Origin of the sequence: Collimonas sp. OK412 (assembly GCF_900112135.1) — a bacterium.
GTDB classification, from domain to species: Bacteria; Pseudomonadota; Gammaproteobacteria; order Burkholderiales; family Burkholderiaceae_D; genus Collimonas; species Collimonas rhizosphaerae.
In genome coordinates this window covers 100,804-120,122 of sequence record NZ_FOLC01000003.1, presented here as the reverse complement: position 1 = coordinate 120,122, position 19,319 = coordinate 100,804, and the positions used below count along the sequence as shown (strand labels likewise).

Below are 19,319 nucleotides of genomic sequence, written 5' to 3'. Positions count from 1 at the left end.
ATGTGTTTTTGTTTCCTATCTTATTGTTGCTTTTTAAATGCAACAATAATATGATGACGGCAACGCAGTCCATTTTCAGCAGGAAAGATAACCATGCAATTCACCAAATTCACCGACTTCGGCTTGCGCGTCCTGATGTACCTGGCAGCGACGCCGGAACAAGGCGTGATTACCGTCGGCGAGCTGGCGAATTATTTTGACGTGCCGAAGAACCACCTGAACAAGGTGGTCAACCGCCTGGTCAAGCTGGGCTGGATCAGCGCTACGCCGGGCCGCAACGGCGGCCTGCGGCTGGCGCAAGCGCCGGCGAGCCTGCACCTGGGCGATATTCTCAGCGCGCTGGAAGGAGACGGCGGCCTGGTCGATTGCGACAAGCCGCCTTGCGTCTTGCGCGGCAGCTGCCACCTGAAACGGGTGCTGGATATCGGCCAGCAGGAATTTTATGCCGGCATGAACCGGCACAACCTGGCGGAGCTGGTCATGCCGCCGACTTCAAGCACGATTGCACGCATGCAGTTCCAGCCGATGCCGGTGCACTGATGCGATAACCGGGCGCCCGCCAAGGCAGGGCGCATTTTTTTGGATTAATTGTAGTATTTTAAATGTAACAATAGGAGTGTTTATATGATTTCCGCCATTTCCCGTCCTTATATCGTTGCTTCCGTTCCCGTCTTGCGCGAGCAGGGTGTCGCCATCAGCCGTTGCTTCTACCAGGGCCTGTTTGCCGCTCATCCTGAGCTCAAGAACATGTTCAACATGCCTAACCAGCAGGCCGGCACGCAGCAGCAGGCCCTGGCAGCCGCTATTTTCGCCTACGCCGCCAACATCGATAATCCCGAAGCGCTGGCGCCGGTGATCAGCCGTATCGTGCAAAAGCATGTAAGCCTGGGGATCAGCGAAGCGCACTATCCGATCGTCGGCAAACACTTGCTGGATGCGATTGCGGAAATCCTTGGCGCGGCGGCCACGCCGGAACTGCTGGCAGCCTGGGCCGAAGCCTATGGCTTGCTGGCCGCGGCCCTGGTTGCGGAAGAACGCAAGCAGTACCAGGCGCATGGCATCGCGCCTGGCGAATATCTCTCGGTCACCGTGGCCCGCAAACAAAAGGAGAGCGACAGCGTGACCTCTTTCTATCTGCGCGCCACCGACGGCAGCGTGCTGCCGGCCTTCCAGCCAGGCCAGTACATCAGCGTCGCGGTGGATATCGAACAGCTGGCCCTGCGCCAATTGCGCCAGTACAGCTTGTCCGATGCGCCGGACAATGGCCACTGGCGCATCAGCGTCAAGCGCGAGCCGGAGAACGTCGCCGCAGACGGTCCTTATCCGGCCGGCCTGGTGTCGAACCTGCTGCACGATGAATACCATGAGGGCGATGTACTGCAGGTCAGTCCGCCATGCGGAGATTTTGTCCTGGCGCAAGAAGACCGCAGGCCGCTGGTGCTGATCAGCGCCGGCGTCGGCGTCACGCCGATGATGAGCATGCTGCATGGCAGCCTGCAGCAGAGTCCGCAGCGGCCGGTCAATTTCCTGTATGCCGCGCTGAACGGCCGCCACCATCCGCTAAAGGGTGAATTGAACAGCTTGCGCCGCCGCCATGGCCAGATACGTTCGCACATCGCCTACGAAAAACCGGGCGCCGACGATCGGCCGCAAAAGGATTACCAGCAGCAGGGTTATCTGCAGCTGGCGCAACTGCCGGACGCCTTGCTGCCGCATGACGGTTCCTACTTCTTGTGCGGACCGGCACCATTCATGCAGGTCCAGCGCGATGCCTTGCTGGCGCGCGGCGTGGCAGCGCACCAGATCCGGCAGGAAGTGTTTGGTCCGTCGCTGCTGCAGCATTTGCAATAGGCAATGCGGCGCCAGCCGATGATGACGCACCGTGTTTCGATGTGGTAATGTTTCACTCCTAAAAATTCATTACTGATAGGGAAGACGATGCGAATTCATTGGCTTTTTGCCGCGCTGCTGGTTCCAGGCATGACGATGGCAGCGGAGGGGATGTGGACGTTGGACAATTTGCCGAAGGCGAAGATGCAGGCCGAATACGGATTCACTCCGAGCGAGGGCTGGATCAAGCGCACCATGCTGGGCTCGGCGCGGATTGCCGGCGGCTGCTCGGCATCCTTTGTCTCGAAAGATGGGCTGGTGATGACCAATCACCATTGCGCCTCCGAGTGCCTGGACCAATTGTCGACGGCAAAAAAGAACCTGATCAAGGATGGCTTCCTGGCCAAGGGCCGCGAGCAGGAACTGAGTTGCCCGGAAATCGAATTGAACCGCCTGGAGCAAATCACTGACGTCACGGCCGAAGTCAAGAATGCCACCGCGGGCCTGGACGGCGCGGCATTCAAGAATGCGCAAAATGCGGTCAAGGCGAAGCTGACTTCAGCCTGTGTCGGCAACGACAAGGAAACCGTGCGCTGCGACGTCGTCGACCTGTATCACGGCGGCCTGTACCAGGTTTACAAATACCACCGCTTCCAGGATACGCGCCTGGTGTGGGCGCCGGAAAAAGCTGCGGCCTTCTTTGGCGGCGACCCGGATAACTTCAATTTCCCGCGCTATGACCTCGACATCACCCTGCTGCGCGCCTACGAAGGCGGCAAGCCGGCCAAGATCGAGAACTATTTCCCGTTCAGCAAAAGCGGCGCGCAAGAAGGCGAGATGGTATTCGTGACTGGCCAACCGGGTTCGACGCAACGCCAGCTGACGGTGTCGCAGCTGACTACCTTGCGTGACCTGACGCTGGTCAACAACCTGATCCGGCTGGCGGAAATGCGCGGCGTGCTGGAACAATACAGCAAGAATAGTCCGGAAGCGGCGCGTAACGCCGAGAACACCTTGTTCGGCGTGGAGAATGCCTACAAGGCGTTTCGCGGACGCCTGAGCGCCTTGCAGGATCCTGCGCTGATGAAGCAGAAGCAGGATGAGGAAACTGCCTTGCGCCAGTTCGTGGCCAAGCAGCCGGCGCTGCAAGCCAAGGTCGGCGGCGCCTGGGACGCCATAGCGGCGGCGCAGCAAGCGTATCGCCAGATCGAAGCGCCTTACGGCCTGATCGAAGGCGGCCGCGGTTTCTCCAGCAAGTACTCCGGTTATGCGCGGGCCTTGGTGCGCGGCGCGGAAGAGCGCGCCAAGCCGAACGGCGAACGCTTGCCTGAATATGCCGACGCCAAGCTGCCGGAGCTGGAACAAGAGTTGTTTTCCACCGCACCGGTATATCCGGAATACGAAAAGGTGATGCTGTCGCTTTCGTTCACCAAGCTGCGCGAGATGCTCGGCACCGACGATCCGTTTGTGAAGCAGGTGCTCGGCAAGCAGTCGCCTGAACAGCTCAGCGACGCCTTGATCGACCACACCAAGCTGGGCGATCCTGCGGTGCGCAAGGCGCTGTGGCAGGGCGGCAAGGAAGCGATCCTGAAATCCGACGATCCGTTCATCAAGCAGGAAATGGCGCTCGATCCGGCTGCGCGGGCGATCCGCGCACGCTACGAAAAAGAAGTGGATTCCGTGCAGCAGAAGAATTCCGAGCTGATCGCGCAGGCGCGTTTTGCCCAGCAAGGCACCAGCGCTTATCCGGACGCCACCTTCACCTTGCGCCTGTCATATGGCGAAGTCAAAGGATGGCAGGAAGGCGACAAGAAGATCCCGCCGTTCACCACGATCGGCGGCGCCTTCGAGCGTGACACCGGCGCCGACCCGTTCGCCTTGCCGGCTTCCTGGCACGCCGCCAAGAGCAAGCTGAACCTGGCGCAACGCTACAACCTTGCCACCACCAACGACATCATCGGCGGCAATTCCGGCAGCCCGATGATCAATCGCAACGGTGAGATCGTCGGCCTGATTTTCGATGGCAACATCCACTCGCTGGGCGGCGCATTCTGGTTCGATCCGCGCGATAACCGCTCGATCGCCGTACATAGCGGCGCCATCCTGGAAACGCTGGGCAAGGTCTATGGCGGCGCCGACCTGGTCAAGGAAATCCAGGCGCATTGAAATCACGCTGGCCTGGCAGAACTGCGCCAGGGGCCGTGAGTTTGTATCTATAATGAATCCCTCCCGGCGGCGGCGCCGGGAGGGATTTTGCATTACATCTGTCTTACATCTGTCCGGCGGCGATTCCGGCCGAGTGATTGTCATGGAAGGAGAATGATTTTGGAAATGCTTAGCCTGGGGCTGCTGCTCTTTATCGGCATCCATCTGATTCCCGTTGTCCCGCCCCTGAAAGCGCAGTTGGTCGGCGTTTTCGGTGAAAACCGCTACAAAGGCCTGTTCGCCTTGCTGGCCGCACTGGGGCTGGTCCTGGTAGTGGCCGGATACGCCAGGGCGCCGGCCGGGCCGCAACTGTTCGCATCTTCTGTCGGCGCAATCCATGCCGCGCCGCTGGCGATGGTTGTCAGTTTCATTTTGTTAGCCGCGGCCAACATGAAAAGCCATATCCGGGCCTGGGTCAGGCACCCGATGCTGCTTGGCCTGACGATCTGGGCCTTGGTGCATTTGCTGGCGAACGGGCATGCCAAAGCCACGCTGCTGTTTTCCGCGTTCCTGGCTTATGCCGTGGTCGGCCTGTTTTCCGTGATCCGCCGCCAGAGCTACAAGCCGTTTACGCCGGCGCTGAAATTCGATGTGATTGCCTGTATCTCAGGCTTGCTGCTGGCTTTGCTGGTGATGACGTTCCATCGCCGGCTGATGGGCGTGGCGGTGGTTCCCTGGGGAGCATGACGGCCGGTCCGGCCGGTCAGCGCTCTTGCAGCAGCTGGTTCAGCACCAGCCTGGCTTCCGGGATCAGTTCGCTGGCGCTCAAGCCGATTGGCCCGATGCCTTGCGCTACCAGCTGATCGGCGGCGCGGCCGTGCAGCCATACGGCCGCCAGCGCCGCTTCCCATTGCGGCCAGCCTTGCGCCAGCAAGGCGCCGCAAATGCCCGACAGGACGTCGCCGCTGCCGGCGGTGGCCAGGGCAGGGTTGCCGGTCGAGTTGACTACCGCTGCGCCATCGGCGCGGGCGATGACGCTGCCGGCGCCTTTCAGCACGACTACCGCATTGAAGCGGCTTGCCAGGGTGCGGGCGGCGGCGACACGGTCGACCTGGACGTCGCTGGTGCTGACACCCAGCAGGCGCGCGGCTTCCAGCGGATGCGGCGTCATCAGCACGGCGTGCTGGCGTTGCGCTGCCTGGGTTTGCAGCTGCGGCTGGCGCGCCAGCAGGTTCAAGGCGTCGGCGTCCAGCACCAGCCAGCTGAGCGCATCGAGCGCACGGCCGAGCAAGGCCAGCGCGGTATCGGCCATGCCGAGGCCGGGGCCGACCACCAGCACCGCCGATGAAAAATCGAGGTCGGCGGCGAGGCGGCACATGAGTTCCGGCTGCGCGCTGTCGTAGGCCGGCGGGTTTTCAGGGTAGCCGACAAACACCCGTCCGGCGCCGCACTTGGCGGCGGCGCGCGCCGCCAGGATCGGCGCGCCGGCCATTCCCGCGGCGCCGCCTATCACGGCGACATCGCCAAAACTGCCTTTGTGCGAATTGCGCCGGCGCGGCCGCAGGTAGTCGCTGAACAGGCTCGGCTGGCTCAGCCACATGTGCGGCGCGGGGAAATGGCTGTCTGCGATGGCCAGCGCCGCTACTTCGACCTGGCCGGCGTAATCGGGACCGTCGCCAGTGTGCAGGCCGGCTTTGTCGGCGATGAACGTGACGGTGTGGCTGGCCTTGACAGCGATGCCGGCCGTGCCGCCCACCACGGTGCCGGTATCGGCATCCAGGCCGCTCGGCACGTCCAGCGCCAGCACCGGACAGGCCATGGCGTTGACGGCTTGCACCAGGCCGCGCCAGCCGCCATCCAGCGCCCGGCTCAGGCCGATGCCGAACAGGCCGTCGATCACCAGCGACCATTGGTTGCTGTCGATCTCGGCAAACTGCTCCGGCGGCATCAGGTGCACGCCGTGCCGCTGGGCGCGGACCAGCGCCTGGGAGGCGTCAGCAGGCAGTTGCGACGGTGCGGCTTTGAGCAGCACCACCACTTCGGCGCCGGCCTTGGCCAGGACAGCGCCGGCTTCCAGGGCGTCGCCGCCGTTGTTGCCGGGGCCTGCCAGGACCAGGATCGTGGATGTATGGGGCGGGCCCGGGAGCATGCGCAAGGCCGCTTGCGCCGCCGCCTGGCCGGCGCGTTGCATCAGGCTGTACGGCGGCAGCGCGCGCAAGGCGGACTGTTCGATTTTGCGGATGTCGGCGACGGGATAGATGGCGCTCATGGTGTGTTGTCCGTTAGCAGGAGCCAGGGCAGCCTGGAGCTTCCAGCATATAGCAAAAGAAACGCCGCCTTCGGCTGACCGTTTTTGTCAGCGATAGCGCGCGACAGTCAATCCGTCCAGGTCAACCTCGGGTACTAGCCCGCTGATCTGGTCGGCCAGCACCTTGGCGGCGCCTAGCGCCATGCTCCAGCCCGAACCGCCGTGCCCGATATTGACAAATACGTTGCTGGCGCCGGTATGGCCGATGAGCGGTACCTCGTCAGCCAGCATCGGCGTATGGCCGCACCAGAAACTGGCGCTGTTGAAATTGGCGGCATCGGGGAACCAGTCCTGCGCCACTTTCAGCAGTGTACGCATGGCCTTGTCGTCGAACGACATGTCCTGGGCGCCGAACTCGGCAATCCCTGCCAGTCGGATACGATCGCCGATGCGCGCCATGGTGACCTGGTAACTGCCGTCCAGCACTGCCGTCTGCGGCGCGACGTCGTAGTTCTTTACGGTGGCGGTAGCGGTGTAAGTCTTGATCGCGTGCAGCGGCAAGCGCAGGCCGAGCGGCTTCAGCAGCTCCGCGCTGGCGCCGCCGGCGGCGCACACCACGGCGTCGGCCAACAGCACGTTGCCGTCGATATGCAGAGCGACTTGCGCGCCTTGCGGTGCGACGGCGGAGACTTTGCTGTCGAAATGAAACTGTACTCCCAGTCCTTGCAGGATGGCTTTCAACTGCTTGGTAAACAGGGTGCAATTGCCGGCGCCGAGGTCGGGGAAATACAAGCCGCCGGCCAGCTTGCCGGCGCCGGCCAGGGCCGGTTCCTGCAGCCGCACGGCAGCCTCGTCAAGCAGCTGGTGCGCTACGCCGCATTCGGCCAGCAGCTCGCGGGCGGGAGCCAGCGCCGCCAGTTCGGCTTCACTGCGAAACAGGCGCAGCAAGCCCGGGCTCTGCTCAAAGTCGAGCTGGAAATGCTGTTGTATCTGCTCCAGCAAATCCTGGCTGTAGGAAGCCAGTCTTTGCATCTGGCGGGCGTGGGAGCGAAAGCGCTGGATATCCGATTCCGCCATCCAGCGCCGCATCCAGCGCCACAGCGCAGGGCTGAAGCGGGCGTTGAGCACGTTCGGCGCTTCCTGGTTGAACATGCCGGAGAGGATCTTGCGGCGCATGCCCGGCACTGCCCACGGTAGCGCGGCGCCGGCCGACAAGATGCCGGAATTGCCCAGCGTCGACTGCTCCGCGACATTGCTGCGTTGTTCGACTACGGCAACCTGGTGCCCGGCTTCGGCCAGAAAATAAGCGCTGCAGACTCCCATCACGCCGCCGCCGATAACCACGATTTGTTTCTGTGTCTGCTGCTGTATCACTATTGTTCTCAAGGGGTTCTGCGCGGCACGACGCGTTGCAGCCGACCAGAATCATACCTTGAATTACTTGATGACAGGACAGCAGAATGCACAATTACCTCGTCGCCGGCGGTTTGGTTAACTCAGGCAGGGGCGGGGCATGGCGCCCCATGTTTGTTCAAATGTGCACTTGAACCAGCGGCCGCCCAACGTGGCTATAACTTAAATGCGCCGGCGTCATAGGCCTTGCTGTAGGTCTGCCAATCCTTGCGTACTTGCGCCGCGCAATCCTGGGCCGCATCCAGCAACTGCTTTTTCCATTTCTTGCCTTCTCCGAAAGCGATCAGCTCATCGGCAATCGCCGATCCCTGGCGGCCGGAGCTGCGCAATTGCGCCCAGGCGACGATATTGCCCATGACTGTCATGACTTGCTGGATTTCGGCCAGCGTGTGGCGCGGCTGCTTGAGCGCGACCCGGTCTTCGCTGGGTTGCAGCCCGCGCAGCACATAAGCGGTCTTGCCCAGCATGACCGGCTGCAGGAACGCCATCGACACCGCCTGGCAGCGCCGCTGCAGCGACACCACGCGCTGCGCCTGGTTCTTCCATCTGGGTTGGGCCGCCTTCAGGTAAGGCGCCAACGATGAGGGCAGCGCCTGCTTCAAATCAAGCAGGTAGTTGCCGTCCGGCGAACCCTTGCCCTGCACCAGGATGGTGTAGCGGTCGACGCCCAGGCTGCCGGTGCCGGCGATGCGGCGCGCCACATCCAGCACCTTGTAGAAATCCGGATTGGGCTGTTCGGCGGCGAAGCGCTTCATGAATGCAGTGACTTTGGCGCGTTGCTTGTCTGAAGCCGGCAGCGCTTTCTTGCCATCCGTGTTCAGTACGCGCAGCTTGCCTTTGCGTACCGTGCGGGCATTCAGGTAATCGGCGCGCTGCCGGCCGCGCAAGCTGTTCAGCAAATCGCCGACCATGCCTTGCGCGGTATCGCGCTCGACCCAGCGCGGTTTACCCAGCGTCAAGGCGGCGCCGTAGGCGTCGATGAAGCTGCGGCACAGGATCCGGCTATCGGCGGCGCCGTTGGGCGCGGCATCGGCCGCAATCAGCACGCTGGTCAGCAGCCGCACCAGTTCCCAGCTGACCGGCGCCAGCGCGGCTTCATCGAAATCGTTGAGGTCGAAATAAGCCAGGCGGTTGTCGCCCTTGTAGCTGCCGAAATTTTCCAGGTGCAGGTCGCCGCAGATCCAGGCCAGCGGCGCAGAACGCATCACGCCGCTTCGCGGCAGGCGCTCATAGAACAAGTGGCAGGTCCCGCGCAGGAAAGTGAACGGATCGTTGCGGATATTCTTGTATTTCAGCTGCAGCCGCTGCGGATCGCGGCCTGCGTTGTATTCCTGGATGCGTTTTACTACATTCACCATGGCACGCCTCTTGAGGATGGGATCGGTTGCTTTGGAGCAGTGCCAATCTTACTGCATCATCTTGACAAAATGCTGACAAGAACGATGCGGCTTCCTCAGAGGCAGTCCTGGTTTACCAGACCCGGTACACGCGCCCGGTCTGTGCGCCTTCGACGCTGCGGCTGTATGCCTGGGCCACGCGGCTTGCCGGGGCCGCCTCGAAACCATAGAAGAACGGGCCGTAGACAGGCAGCGATTCTTCCAGCACCGTCGGATTGACGACATTGATGCGGATGCCGCGCTTGAGTTCGATCGCGGCGGCGCGCACAAAACCGTCCAGCGCCGCATTGACCGTGCTGGCGTTGACGCCTTGCAGGATAGGTTCGTCGCTGAGAATGCCGCTGGTGAGCGTGATCGAACCGCCGTCGTTCAGGTGGTGCTGCGCCACCAGCGCCAGGTTGATCTGACCCATCAGCTTGTCGCGCAGGCCGACTTCGAATTTCTCGGGCGTCAGTTCCTGCAGCGGGCCGAAATGCAGTTTGCCGGCGGTGGAGACGATCGCATCGATCTTGCCGATCTGCGCGAACAAGCCTTCGACGCTGCGGATGTCGGTGATGTCGACCTGGAATTGGCCGCTGCTGTTGCCGACCTGGATGATTTCATGGCGGCCGGCCAGTTGTTTGACGACTGCCTTGCCGATGGTGCCTGTGGCGCCGATAACTGCGATTTTCATGATGTGCTCCGTAAAAAGTGGGTAAGGAAGGAGATCCAGCGTTCATTGTGATTGCTTCTTTGTGGTAGATAAACAGCGTAATATTCATATTACTTAAAACCATTGGTGCGCAATAAGAAATATGGACAGACTGACCAGCATGCAGATTTTCGTCCGCGTGGTTGAAAAAGGCGGGTTTTCGGCGGCAGCGGAAGAAGCACGGATTTCGCCCACCATGGTGGGCAAGCACGTGCGCCAGCTGGAGGAGCAGCTCGGCGTGCGCCTGTTGAACCGCACCACGCGCCGCCAAAGCCTGACCGAGATCGGCCAGCTGTACTTTGAGCGCTGCAAGCAGGCCTTGCTGGAAATCGAAGCGGCCGACGCTTCGGTCAAGCAGATGCAGCTGCTGCCGCGCGGCGTGCTGCGGGTGACGGCGCCGGCCACTTTCGGCGGCCAGATGCTGGCCGCCGTGGTGCGCGCCTACCTGGAACGTTACCCGGATGTCGAACTCGACCTGTCCCTGAACGACCGCGTGGTCGACCTGGTGGAGGAGGGGTTCGAGGTGGCGATCCGGATCGGCGCGCTGCCCGATTCGACCCTGGTCGCGCGCCCCTTGCAGCCATATCGGGCGCTGGTTTGCGCGGCGCCGGAATACCTCGCGCGTTGCGGCACGCCGCAGACTCCGCAGCAATTGCGCGATCACAATTGCATGAGCTTCGTGCACGGCAACCATTACAACCGCTGGCGCTTTTCCAAGGACGGCGTGGAGCAGGAGGTGGAAGTGCACGGCAATTTCCGCGCCAACAACGGCCTGGCGCTACGCACCGCCGCCCTCAACGGCATTGGCATCATCATGCAGCCGGAAGCCTTGCTGTGCGGGGAAATTGCCGCGGGACGGCTGCGGCGCTTGCTGGTTGGCTATGAGCTGGAACACCGCGCCATGCACATCGTGGTGGCCTCGAACCGCAAGATGACGCCCAAACTGACGTCGTTCATCGAATTCGTGGTCGAACATTTCGGCCGGGACGCCGGATCGTTCACGGCGCCGGATTAAGGGGCCGTCAGGGAATAAGTTGAACATTTGCGCTGGCCGTAGCCGGCGCGCCGCTGCGTTAGCCGCCGCTTGCAGTGCTCGCACTGCGGCGCGTCGTCTGCCTTGCTTCGCATCCAGCTATGACCGCCCAAATATCCAACTTATTCCCTAACGGCCCCTAGCGCGGCAAACTGCGCACGCAAGAATGCCAGCAAAGCGCGCAGCGACGGCGACATGCTGCTGCGATGCGGATACACCATGCTGAGCGGTGTTTCTTCGCCGGTGAACTGTTCCAGGATGATTTCCAGGCGGCCGTCGGCTACATCCTGCCGCACGTCCAGCCAGGACTTGTAGGCGATGCCTACGCCTGCGACCGCCCAGGTCCTGGCGATGGCGGCGTCGTCGGTCATGCGGTCGCCGCGCACCTTGACGTCGACCGCGGTCTTGCCGGTGTAGAAGCGCCAGTTGTTGAACAAGCCGTGCTGCAGGTAGTACAGCAGGCAATTATGGCTGGCCAGGTCCTTCGGCACGCTGGGCCGGCCGTGTTTTGCCAGGTAGGAGGGCGCCGCCACGGCCACCCGGCGGCTGGGCGCGAGGATCTGCGACACCAGGGTCGAGTCGTCCAGCGGGCCGTAGCGAAAAGCCACATCCACCGGATCGCGGAACAGGTCCACCACGCGGTCGGAAAATTGCAGCGACAGGGTCACTTGCGGATGATTGTCCTGGAAGGCGTCCAGCCACGGCAGCAGTACATTGCGCCCGACATCGGACGGCATCGACAGCCGTAAATGACCGCTGACCGGGCCGCCGGCGGTGAGCAGGGCCTGGCCTTCCTGCAGCAGCGCCAGCGCCTGCCGGCTGTATTCCAGGAACAGGGTCCCTTCCGGCGTCAGCCGCATGCTGCGGGTCGAGCGCACGAACAGCCTGGTGTTGAGCTGCTGCTCCAGCCGCTTCAGGCTGGCGCTGGCGGTGGCCGGCAGCAGGTCGAGCTGGCGCGCCGCGTTCGACAGGCTGCCGAGATCGGCGGTGTGAATGAAAAGCTGGAGGTCGGTGGTCGAATACATTATCAAATATGGATTGAAAGTGAATCAAATCCAAGGCTATTTATAAAATAATTCAACATTATCATAATGGCTCTCATTCGATCGGATTGATCGTGAATCTGTGTTTATCCTCAGGAGCCCGCAAATGAAAGCCATCGCCTTAACCCGATACCTGCCCATCGAGAACCCCGAATCGCTGGTCGACGTCCAGCTCGACAAGCCGACGCCGCAAGGCCGCGACATCCTGGTCGAAGTCAAGGCCATCGGCGTCAATCCGGTCGACGTCAAAGTGCGGGCGCCCAAGGACGCCATCGAAAAAGCGCCGCGCGTGCTGGGCTGGGATGCCGCCGGCGTGGTGCAGGTGGTCGGACCCGAGGTCAGCGGTTTCAAGGCTGGCGACAGGGTGTTTTATGCGGGCGACATCACCCGCCCCGGCAGCAACAGCGAATTCCAGCTGGTCGACGAGCGCATCGTCGGCCATATGCCGCAATCGCTGTCATTCGAGCAGGCCGCCGCCTTGCCGCTGACCACGATCACCGCCTGGGAAGCGTTGTTCGAGCGCCTGCATGTGCCGCCCGCGGCGACGGCGTCGGCCAAATCCATCCTGATCATAGGCGGCGCCGGCGGCGTCGGTTCGATTGCGATCCAGCTGGCGGTCAAGGTCGCCGGCTTGAAGGTGATCGCCACGGCATCGCGGCCTGAGTCGGAAAAATGGGTGCGCGAGCTGGGCGCGCAGCATGTCATCAACCATTTCGGCGACCTGCCGGCGCAGCTCAAGCAGGAAGGTTTCGACAACGTCGACTATGTGCTGATCCTGAACGACACCGACCGCCATTTCCCGGCAGCGGCAGCAGCGGTAGCGCCGCAGGGGATGATCTGCACCATCGTCGAAAACGCTGCGCCGCTCGACGTCAGCCTGCTGAAAGCCAAGAGCGCCGGCTTCATCTGGGAATTCATGTTCACCCGCTCGATGTTCCAGACCGCCGACATGCAGCAGCAAGGCAACCTGCTGGACCAGGTGGCGCGCCTGATCGACAACCAGGTGATTGTCACCACGGTGAACCAGGTTTTGTCGCCGATTAATGCGGCCAACCTGCGCCAGGCCCATGCCACGCTGGAAGGCGGGCGCGCGATCGGCAAGATCGTGCTCAAGGATTTTTCTTGAACGCGAGGTTCCTCCAGATCGACAGCAGGCTTTCTGTGAATGAGGATGTAAGCACACGATTGCCGTGGCCGCTGAGATGATTGGAGTCGAAATAGAGCGGCTTGCCGCGATCGTCGTAGGCCGAGCAGGTAGCGCCGGGGCAGAGCAGCGGCAACGGGTCCCAGACAGTCAGGCCGGGATGTTCCCGTTGCAGCAAGTCCAGGAGTTGCATCTGCGGGGCACGCAGGCGTTCGAGCTGGACGCGTTCCATCGTCAGGCCGGGAGCGCAAACTGGGTTCATCTTGTTGAACCAGTCCGAGCAGCGGTTGGGCGGCGCCTTGAACAAGGGTTTGGGCGCGTCGATCAGGACCTGCACTTGCGCTGCTTCCAACCCCGCGAGGATGGCTGCGGCGGAGCTTCGGGCGCCTTCGTTCATCGAAGGTGTCAGCTCGGCCAGCGCTTCATTGACGACGGCATTCTCGCCGCGTTGCCACTCGCGGCCGTCGAGTTCGGGCATCCTGAGAGAGGCAAGGAAGACGATGTCGCCCGGTTTTGCCTGGGCCTCGATGGCTTTCAGGTCGGTTTCCCGGCGCTGGGCACACTTGGCCGGATCGGGACCGATCAGCGTGACCACGCCACAACCGCCCTGTTCGTATTCCAGCACCTTGATGCCGAGTTTCAGCGATACGATCTTCAGCATGGTGCGATAGGCGGCGGTATGCGAGTCGCCGATGACGAACAGCTGGCGCCCCTCCACCTGCGGATCATCGATCTTGCTGATTTCCTCCCGAGGAAAATGCCGGTACGCATACCAGGTGTAGGTGTCGCGTGTCTGGCTGAGTGACAGGCGGTCAGGGTTGTCCGAGATCCACAGCGCGGTCCATGAGAACAGGCCGAGCGCCATGAAGCTTGACGCGAATGCGACCCACGCGCGGCGCTGCAAAAGCGACTTGCCGCTGCGGATCGGCGTCTCGATCCAGTGATAGGAGGCGGCGGCGAGCGCTACGACAATCACGGGATAGAGGAGCTGGACGGCGAGGTGCTCCAGCCCCGTTGTCCAGCGCAAGAACACGGCGACCGGCCAATGCCAGAGGTAGAGCGAATAGGACAGCCGGCCAATATAGGTCGCCAACGGCGATTGCAGCAGGCGCTGCAGCGGGGAGAAGGGACCTTCGGCCCGCAGCACCAGCGCCGCGATCATCAGCAGCGAGCCTGACACCGTTGCCAGCGCCCAGGGGAAGGGGAACTGATTGCGCCCGGCGAAAAGAAACCCCGCCATGACGAGCGCGAGGCCGGCCGGCAGCAAGACGTGGGCCAGCCATCTGGGGCGTGCTGAAAAGCGCCTTGCGCCGATGACTTGGAAGAGCATGGCGCCCGCCGCCAATTCCCAGAACCGGCTTGGCAGCAGGTAAAAGGCTGAGAGCGGCTCGGCGCGTGTCTGGAAGGCGCTGATCGCCAGCGAAGCCAGGGCCAGGACCGGCAGAATAGCCCACACCATCGTGGTCTGTTTCCTATATCGAAGCCACACGAAATAAATCGCGGGAAAGATGACATAGAACTGCTCCTCCACGGCCAGCGACCAGGTATGCAGGTAGGGATTGAGCTCGGCGCTCGGTGAAAAATAAGTGTCCGTGTTCCAGGCCAGCACGAAATTGCTGAATCCAAAGAAGGCCGCAAGTCCAGTGCGGTTCATCAGCTCGCTAAGCCAGAATTGCGGCATGAACATCGCCGATGCCAGGAAGCTGGCAAACAGGACAACCAGGAGCGCAGGCAGGATGCGCAGGAAACGCCTGCGATAAAAATCCTTCAGATAATCGGCAAATCCCAAGTCGGCCCGCTCGAAACGCTCGGAAAGGGATTGGCTGATGACATAACCGGAGATCACGAAGAACATGTCGACGCCGGTGAAGCCGCCAGGAAGAATGCCTAGGAAGTTGGCGTGAAAGATGATGACGGAGAGCACGGCGATGGCGCGCAGGCCGTCGATTGCAGGAATGTAGGCTGGAGAGGGGTGGGGCATCGTGCGGAGTAGATGGATTGTAATTGGTAAAAGATTAACATGAATGGGTAGCCTGCCTTGTCCTGGCCGATTTTTTATTCTTTTTGCCTATCTCGCTTCAGCGAGTTTTAATTAAAACAACGAGTTATGCGCTCGCCGCGGCTTTTGTCCGGTTTGGCGGCAAGGTGATTTTGTCATCAACCCTGGGGCGCTGGGCGGGCCGGCACTGTATAATGGCGGCTTCTGATTTAACCCGCAGCAACGCTGCATCAACTCCCTCCTCGCCATGTTGATTTTGCCCGGTTCCAACGCTCTGCCTGCCTTCCGTTCCCAACGTCTTCTAGCCCAGTTACAAGCGATCGACAGCAATGTCGTCGAAGTGACCGGGCGTTTTGACCATTTTGTCGATGCCTCGACCGTGCTCAGCCAGGACGATATCGGCCGCCTGAACGCCTTGCTGACCTATGGCGATCCATTCACTGCAGGCGAAGGCGGCGAAGAATTCATCGTGATTCCGCGGTTCGGCACCATCTCGCCATGGGCCAGCAAGGCCACCGACATCGCCCATAACTGCGGCATGGCGCATATCAAGCGCATCGAACGCGGCATTGCCTACCAGGTGAAACTGAAGAGCGGCTTGCTGGGCGGCGCCAAGAAACTCAGCGACGACAGCGTGCGCGCCATCGCCGACGTGCTGCACGACCGCATGACGGAAACCGTCTTGCGCAGCGCCGAACAGGCGGCCGGCCTGTTCCGCGAACTGGATGCCAAGCCTCTGGCGTTCGTGGACTTGCTGGCGGGCGGCAAGGGCGCCCTGGAACAGGCCAACAGCGAGCTGGGCCTGGCGCTGTCGGACGATGAAATAGATTACCTGCTGGCCGCCTTCACCAGCGCCAAGCGCAATCCGACCGATGTCGAGCTGATGATGTTCGCGCAAGCCAACAGCGAACATTGCCGCCACAAGATTTTCAACGCCGACTGGGTTATCGACGGCGCAGCGCAGGACAAGTCATTGTTCGCGATGATCAAGAACACCCACCAGCTGCAGCCGAAAGGCACGATCGTCGCCTATAGCGACAATTCCTCGATCATCGAAGGCGCCACCGTGTCGCGCTTCTACGCGCGCGGCGCGGCGGAAGGCAATACCTATCGTGCTTCGGATGAGCTGACGCACATCCTGATGAAAGTCGAAACGCATAACCATCCGACCGCGATTTCGCCGTTTCCCGGCGCCTCCACCGGCGCCGGCGGCGAGATCCGCGACGAGGGCGCAACCGGCCGCGGCGCCAAGCCGAAAGCTGGCTTGACCGGTTTCACCGTATCCAACCTGCTGCTGCCGGATGCGCAGCAAGCTTGGGAGAATTCAGCTGACGTCAGTGCCAGCGACGCCACCGCTGCCGGCCAGTCGGATGCAAGCCAGTACGGCAAGCCGGAGCGCATCGCTTCGGCCTTGCAGATCATGATCGACGGTCCGCTTGGCGGCGCTGCGTTCAACAATGAATTCGGCCGGCCCAACCTGGGCGGTTATTTCCGCACCTACGAACAGAACGTCGGCGGCAATGTGCAGGGTTACCACAAGCCGATCATGATCGCCGGCGGCATCGGCAGCATCTCCGACAAGCACACCAAGAAGAACGAACTGCCGGTCGGCAGCCTGCTGATCCAGCTGGGCGGTCCCGGCATGCGCATCGGCATGGGCGGCAGCGCGGCATCGTCGATGGCCACCGGTTCGAATACCGCCGACCTCGATTTCGATTCGGTCCAGCGTGGCAATCCAGAAATGGAACGGCGCGCCCAGGAAGTGATCAACGCCTGCTGGGCCATGGACGACAAGAATCCTATCCTGTCGATCCATGACGTCGGCGCCGGCGGCTTGTCCAACGCTTTCCCGGAAATCACCAACGACGCCAAGCGCGGCGCGATTTTCGATTTGCGCAAAGTACCGCTGGAAGAAAGCGGCATGGCGCCCAAGGAAATCTGGAGCAATGAATCGCAGGAACGCTATGTGCTGGCGATCGCGCCGGAAAGCCTGCCGCTGTTCGAGTATTTCTGCCAGCGCGAGCGCTGCCTGTTCGCGGTGGTCGGCACGGCTACCGAAGAGCGCCAGCTGAAGGTGATCGATCCGCAGCACAGTGATAGTCAAATGAGCAATCCGGTCGACATGCCGATGGACGTCCTGCTCGGCAAGCCGCCCAAGATGCAGCGCGACGTCATTCGCTTGAATCCGACCTTGCCGGCGGTCGACCTGACCGGCATGGACCTGCTGGAAGTCTCGCAGCGCGTGCTGAAGCTGCCGACGGTGGCCGACAAATCCTTCCTGATTACCATCGGCGACCGTACCGTGGGCGCGACTTCGGTGCGCGACCAGATGGTCGGCCCATGGCAGATCCCGGTCGCCGACTGCGCGGTCACCAGCATGAGTTTCGAGGGCTACCTGGGCGAAGCGATGGCGATGGGCGAGCGTACGCCGCTGGCGGTCATCAATGCCGCCGCATCGGGCCGCATGGCGGTCGGCGAAGCCTTGACCAACATCGCTGCCGCGGCGATTGCCGATATTTCCGACGTCAAGCTGTCCGCCAACTGGATGGCTGCCTGCGGCCAGCCAGGCCAGGACGCCGCCTTGTTCGATACCGTCAAGGCGATCGGCATGGAGTTGTGCCCGGCGCTGGGCATCAGCATCCCGGTCGGCAAGGATTCGCTGTCGATGCGCACTACCTGGAATGACGACGGCCAGGCCAAGGCGGTGACCTCACCGGTGTCGCTGATCGTCTCCGCATTCGCGCCGGTGAGCGATGTGCGCCGTTCGCTGACGCCGCAGCTGCGCACCGATCTCGGCGATACCGCCATCATCCTGGTCGACCTCGGCCGCGGCAAGAACCGCATGGGCGCTTCGGCGCTGACCCAGGTGATGCAGCAGATCGGCAATGAAACGCCGGACGTCGACAGTGCGGAAGACCTGAAGGCTTTCTTCGCCGCGATCCAGCAATTGAACAGCGAACAGAAACTGCTGGCCTACCATGACCGTTCCGACGGCGGCCTGTTCACTTCCTTGTGCGAGATGGCGTTCGCCGGCCACAGCGGCCTGTCGATCAATCTCGATATCCTGACCATGGAAAGCGAGCACGCAGCCGACTGGGGCGATTCCAAGAACTGGACCGGCCAGGTGGCCGAGCGCCGCAATGAACTGACCTTGCGCGCGCTGTTCAGCGAAGAACTGGGCGCGGTGCTGCAAGTGCGCGCCGAACAGAAGTCGGAAGTCATGAACGTGCTGCGCAGCTTCAACCTCGGCGCTTGCAGCCACATCATCGGCAAGCCGAACACGCGCGACGTCATCGAGTTCAGCCGCGACGCCAAGACCATCTACAGCCAGACCCGCATAGCGCTGCAGCGCCTGTGGAGCGAAACCAGCTGGCGCATCGCCCGCCTGCGCGACAATCCGGCCAGCGCCGATGCCGAATACGACCGCATCCTGGATGCCGCCGATCCTGGCATCACGCCGGTCGTGCCGTTCGACCTGCAAGACAATATCGCCGCGCCTTTCCTCAACCTGGCGGCCAAGCCGCGCGTGGCGATCTTGCGCGAGCAGGGCGTCAACTCGCATGTAGAGACTGCTTATGTCATGCACCAGGCCGGTTTCTCCGCGGTCGACGTCCACATGAGCGACCTCATCGCCGGCCGCGCGCGGCTCGACGATTTCAAGGGTTTCATCGCGGTCGGCGGTTTCTCGTACGGCGACGTGCTGGGCGCCGGCGAGGGCTGGGCCAAGACGATCCTGTTCAACGCCAAGCTGGCGGAGCAGTTCTCGCTGTTCTTCCAGCGCGGCGACACCTTTGCGCTGGGCGTCTGCAACGGCTGCCAGATGATGAGCAACCTGAAGGCGATCATCCCCGGCGCCCAGGCATGGCCGAAGTTCACCCGCAACAAGTCGGAAAAATTCGAGGCGCGTTTCTCGATGGTGCAGGTGGAATCGTCGCCATCGATTTTCCTGCAAGACATGGCCGGCACCCAAAGCGCCATCGCCATCGCCCACGGCGAAGGTTTTGCCGATTTCTCGCAAACCGGCGATATCAAGGAAGCGCTGGTCGCCATGCGCTTTGTCGACAACAAGGGGCAGGTGAGCGAAGCTTATCCGTACAACCCGAACGGTTCGCCGCAAGGCATCACCGCGGTGACTACGCCGGACGGCCGCTTCACGGTCTGCATGCCGCACGCCGAGCGGGTGTTCCGCACCGTGCAGCAATCGTGGCACCCTGATTCGTGGGGCGAGGATTCGCCATGGATGCGCATGTTCCGCAATGCGCGCAAGTGGGTGGGATAATCGCCAGGCCGGCTGGCCATGCCGTTCGCGGCATGGCCGGGGCATAAAAAAAGCGCTCCGAGGAGCGCTTTTTCATTTACTGCGGTTTTGCTGTTGC

13 protein-coding genes are annotated in these 19,319 nt (G+C 62.2%); 7 read left to right on the top strand and 6 right to left on the bottom strand.

Going from position 1 to position 19,319, the window contains the following annotated elements; all coding sequences use genetic code 11:
• Window positions 1-93: 93 nt before the first annotated feature.
• The 4 genes from BM062_RS04610 to BM062_RS04595 all read left to right on the top strand — a co-directional run bounded on the left by BM062_RS04610 (window position 94) and on the right by BM062_RS04595 (window position 4,722).
• A complete protein-coding gene (locus BM062_RS04610; protein WP_092393885.1) occupies window positions 94-540 on the top strand; it encodes an RrF2 family transcriptional regulator in 447 nt (148 codons plus the stop codon).
• An 84-nt stretch (window positions 541-624) separates the two neighbouring features.
• Complete coding sequence (gene hmpA, locus BM062_RS04605) at window positions 625-1,851, top strand: NO-inducible flavohemoprotein (RefSeq protein WP_092393882.1); 1,227 nt, start codon at window positions 625-627, stop codon at window positions 1,849-1,851.
• A gap of 87 nt (window positions 1,852-1,938) precedes the next feature.
• Entirely contained in the window at window positions 1,939-3,996 is a 2,058-nt protein-coding gene (locus BM062_RS04600) for a S46 family peptidase (protein WP_254784922.1), read from the top strand.
• A 165-nt stretch (window positions 3,997-4,161) separates the two neighbouring features.
• Window positions 4,162-4,722 carry an NnrU family protein gene (locus BM062_RS04595; protein ID WP_254784935.1) on the top strand — a complete coding sequence of 187 codons (561 nt, stop codon included), beginning with the start codon at window positions 4,162-4,164 and terminating at the stop codon, window positions 4,720-4,722.
• A gap of 16 nt (window positions 4,723-4,738) precedes the next feature.
• Here the strand turns inward: BM062_RS04595 and BM062_RS04590 are convergent, their stop codons facing one another.
• From BM062_RS04590 to BM062_RS04575, 4 genes are all read right to left on the bottom strand, one after another.
• Window positions 4,739-6,244 (bottom strand): NAD(P)H-hydrate dehydratase, encoded by a 1,506-nt coding sequence (locus tag BM062_RS04590; RefSeq protein WP_092393874.1) that lies wholly within the window; start codon window positions 6,242-6,244, stop codon window positions 4,739-4,741.
• 87 nt (window positions 6,245-6,331) lie between these two features.
• The gene (locus BM062_RS04585; protein ID WP_092393871.1) at window positions 6,332-7,609 is read right to left on the bottom strand and encodes a D-amino acid dehydrogenase; all 1,278 of its coding nucleotides are present in this window, start codon (window positions 7,607-7,609) and stop codon (window positions 6,332-6,334) included.
• Window positions 7,610-7,791: 182 nt separating this feature from the next.
• Complete coding sequence (locus BM062_RS04580; RefSeq protein WP_092393868.1) at window positions 7,792-8,994, bottom strand: DUF2252 domain-containing protein; 1,203 nt, start codon at window positions 8,992-8,994, stop codon at window positions 7,792-7,794.
• 112 nt (window positions 8,995-9,106) lie between these two features.
• Window positions 9,107-9,706 carry a short chain dehydrogenase gene (locus BM062_RS04575; protein WP_092393865.1) on the bottom strand — a complete coding sequence of 200 codons (600 nt, stop codon included), beginning with the start codon at window positions 9,704-9,706 and terminating at the stop codon, window positions 9,107-9,109.
• A 121-nt stretch (window positions 9,707-9,827) separates the two neighbouring features.
• On the opposite strand from BM062_RS04575, the gene BM062_RS04570 reads away from it, so the two are divergent.
• Window positions 9,828-10,739, top strand: a complete 912-nt coding sequence (locus BM062_RS04570; protein WP_092393862.1) for a LysR family transcriptional regulator — start codon at window positions 9,828-9,830, stop codon at window positions 10,737-10,739.
• A 140-nt stretch (window positions 10,740-10,879) separates the two neighbouring features.
• Here the strand turns inward: BM062_RS04570 and BM062_RS04565 are convergent, their stop codons facing one another.
• Window positions 10,880-11,782, bottom strand: coding sequence for a LysR family transcriptional regulator (locus BM062_RS04565; protein WP_175500885.1), 903 nt, complete (start codon window positions 11,780-11,782; stop codon window positions 10,880-10,882).
• Window positions 11,783-11,906: 124 nt separating this feature from the next.
• On the opposite strand from BM062_RS04565, the gene BM062_RS04560 reads away from it, so the two are divergent.
• Window positions 11,907-12,926, top strand: a complete 1,020-nt coding sequence (locus BM062_RS04560) for a zinc-binding alcohol dehydrogenase family protein (protein ID WP_092393856.1) — start codon at window positions 11,907-11,909, stop codon at window positions 12,924-12,926.
• Here the strand turns inward: BM062_RS04560 and BM062_RS04555 are convergent.
• On the bottom strand, window positions 12,910-14,925 hold the full coding sequence (locus BM062_RS04555; protein ID WP_092393853.1) for an acyltransferase family protein: 2,016 nt from the start codon (window positions 14,923-14,925) through the stop codon (window positions 12,910-12,912). The genes BM062_RS04560 and BM062_RS04555 overlap by 17 nt on opposite strands.
• 265 nt (window positions 14,926-15,190) lie before the next feature.
• Here BM062_RS04555 and purL point away from each other — a divergent pair, with 265 nt between their 5' ends.
• The gene (purL, locus tag BM062_RS04550; protein ID WP_092393850.1) at window positions 15,191-19,222 is read left to right on the top strand and encodes a phosphoribosylformylglycinamidine synthase; all 4,032 of its coding nucleotides are present in this window, start codon (window positions 15,191-15,193) and stop codon (window positions 19,220-19,222) included.
• The last annotated feature ends 97 nt before the right edge of the window (window positions 19,223-19,319 follow it).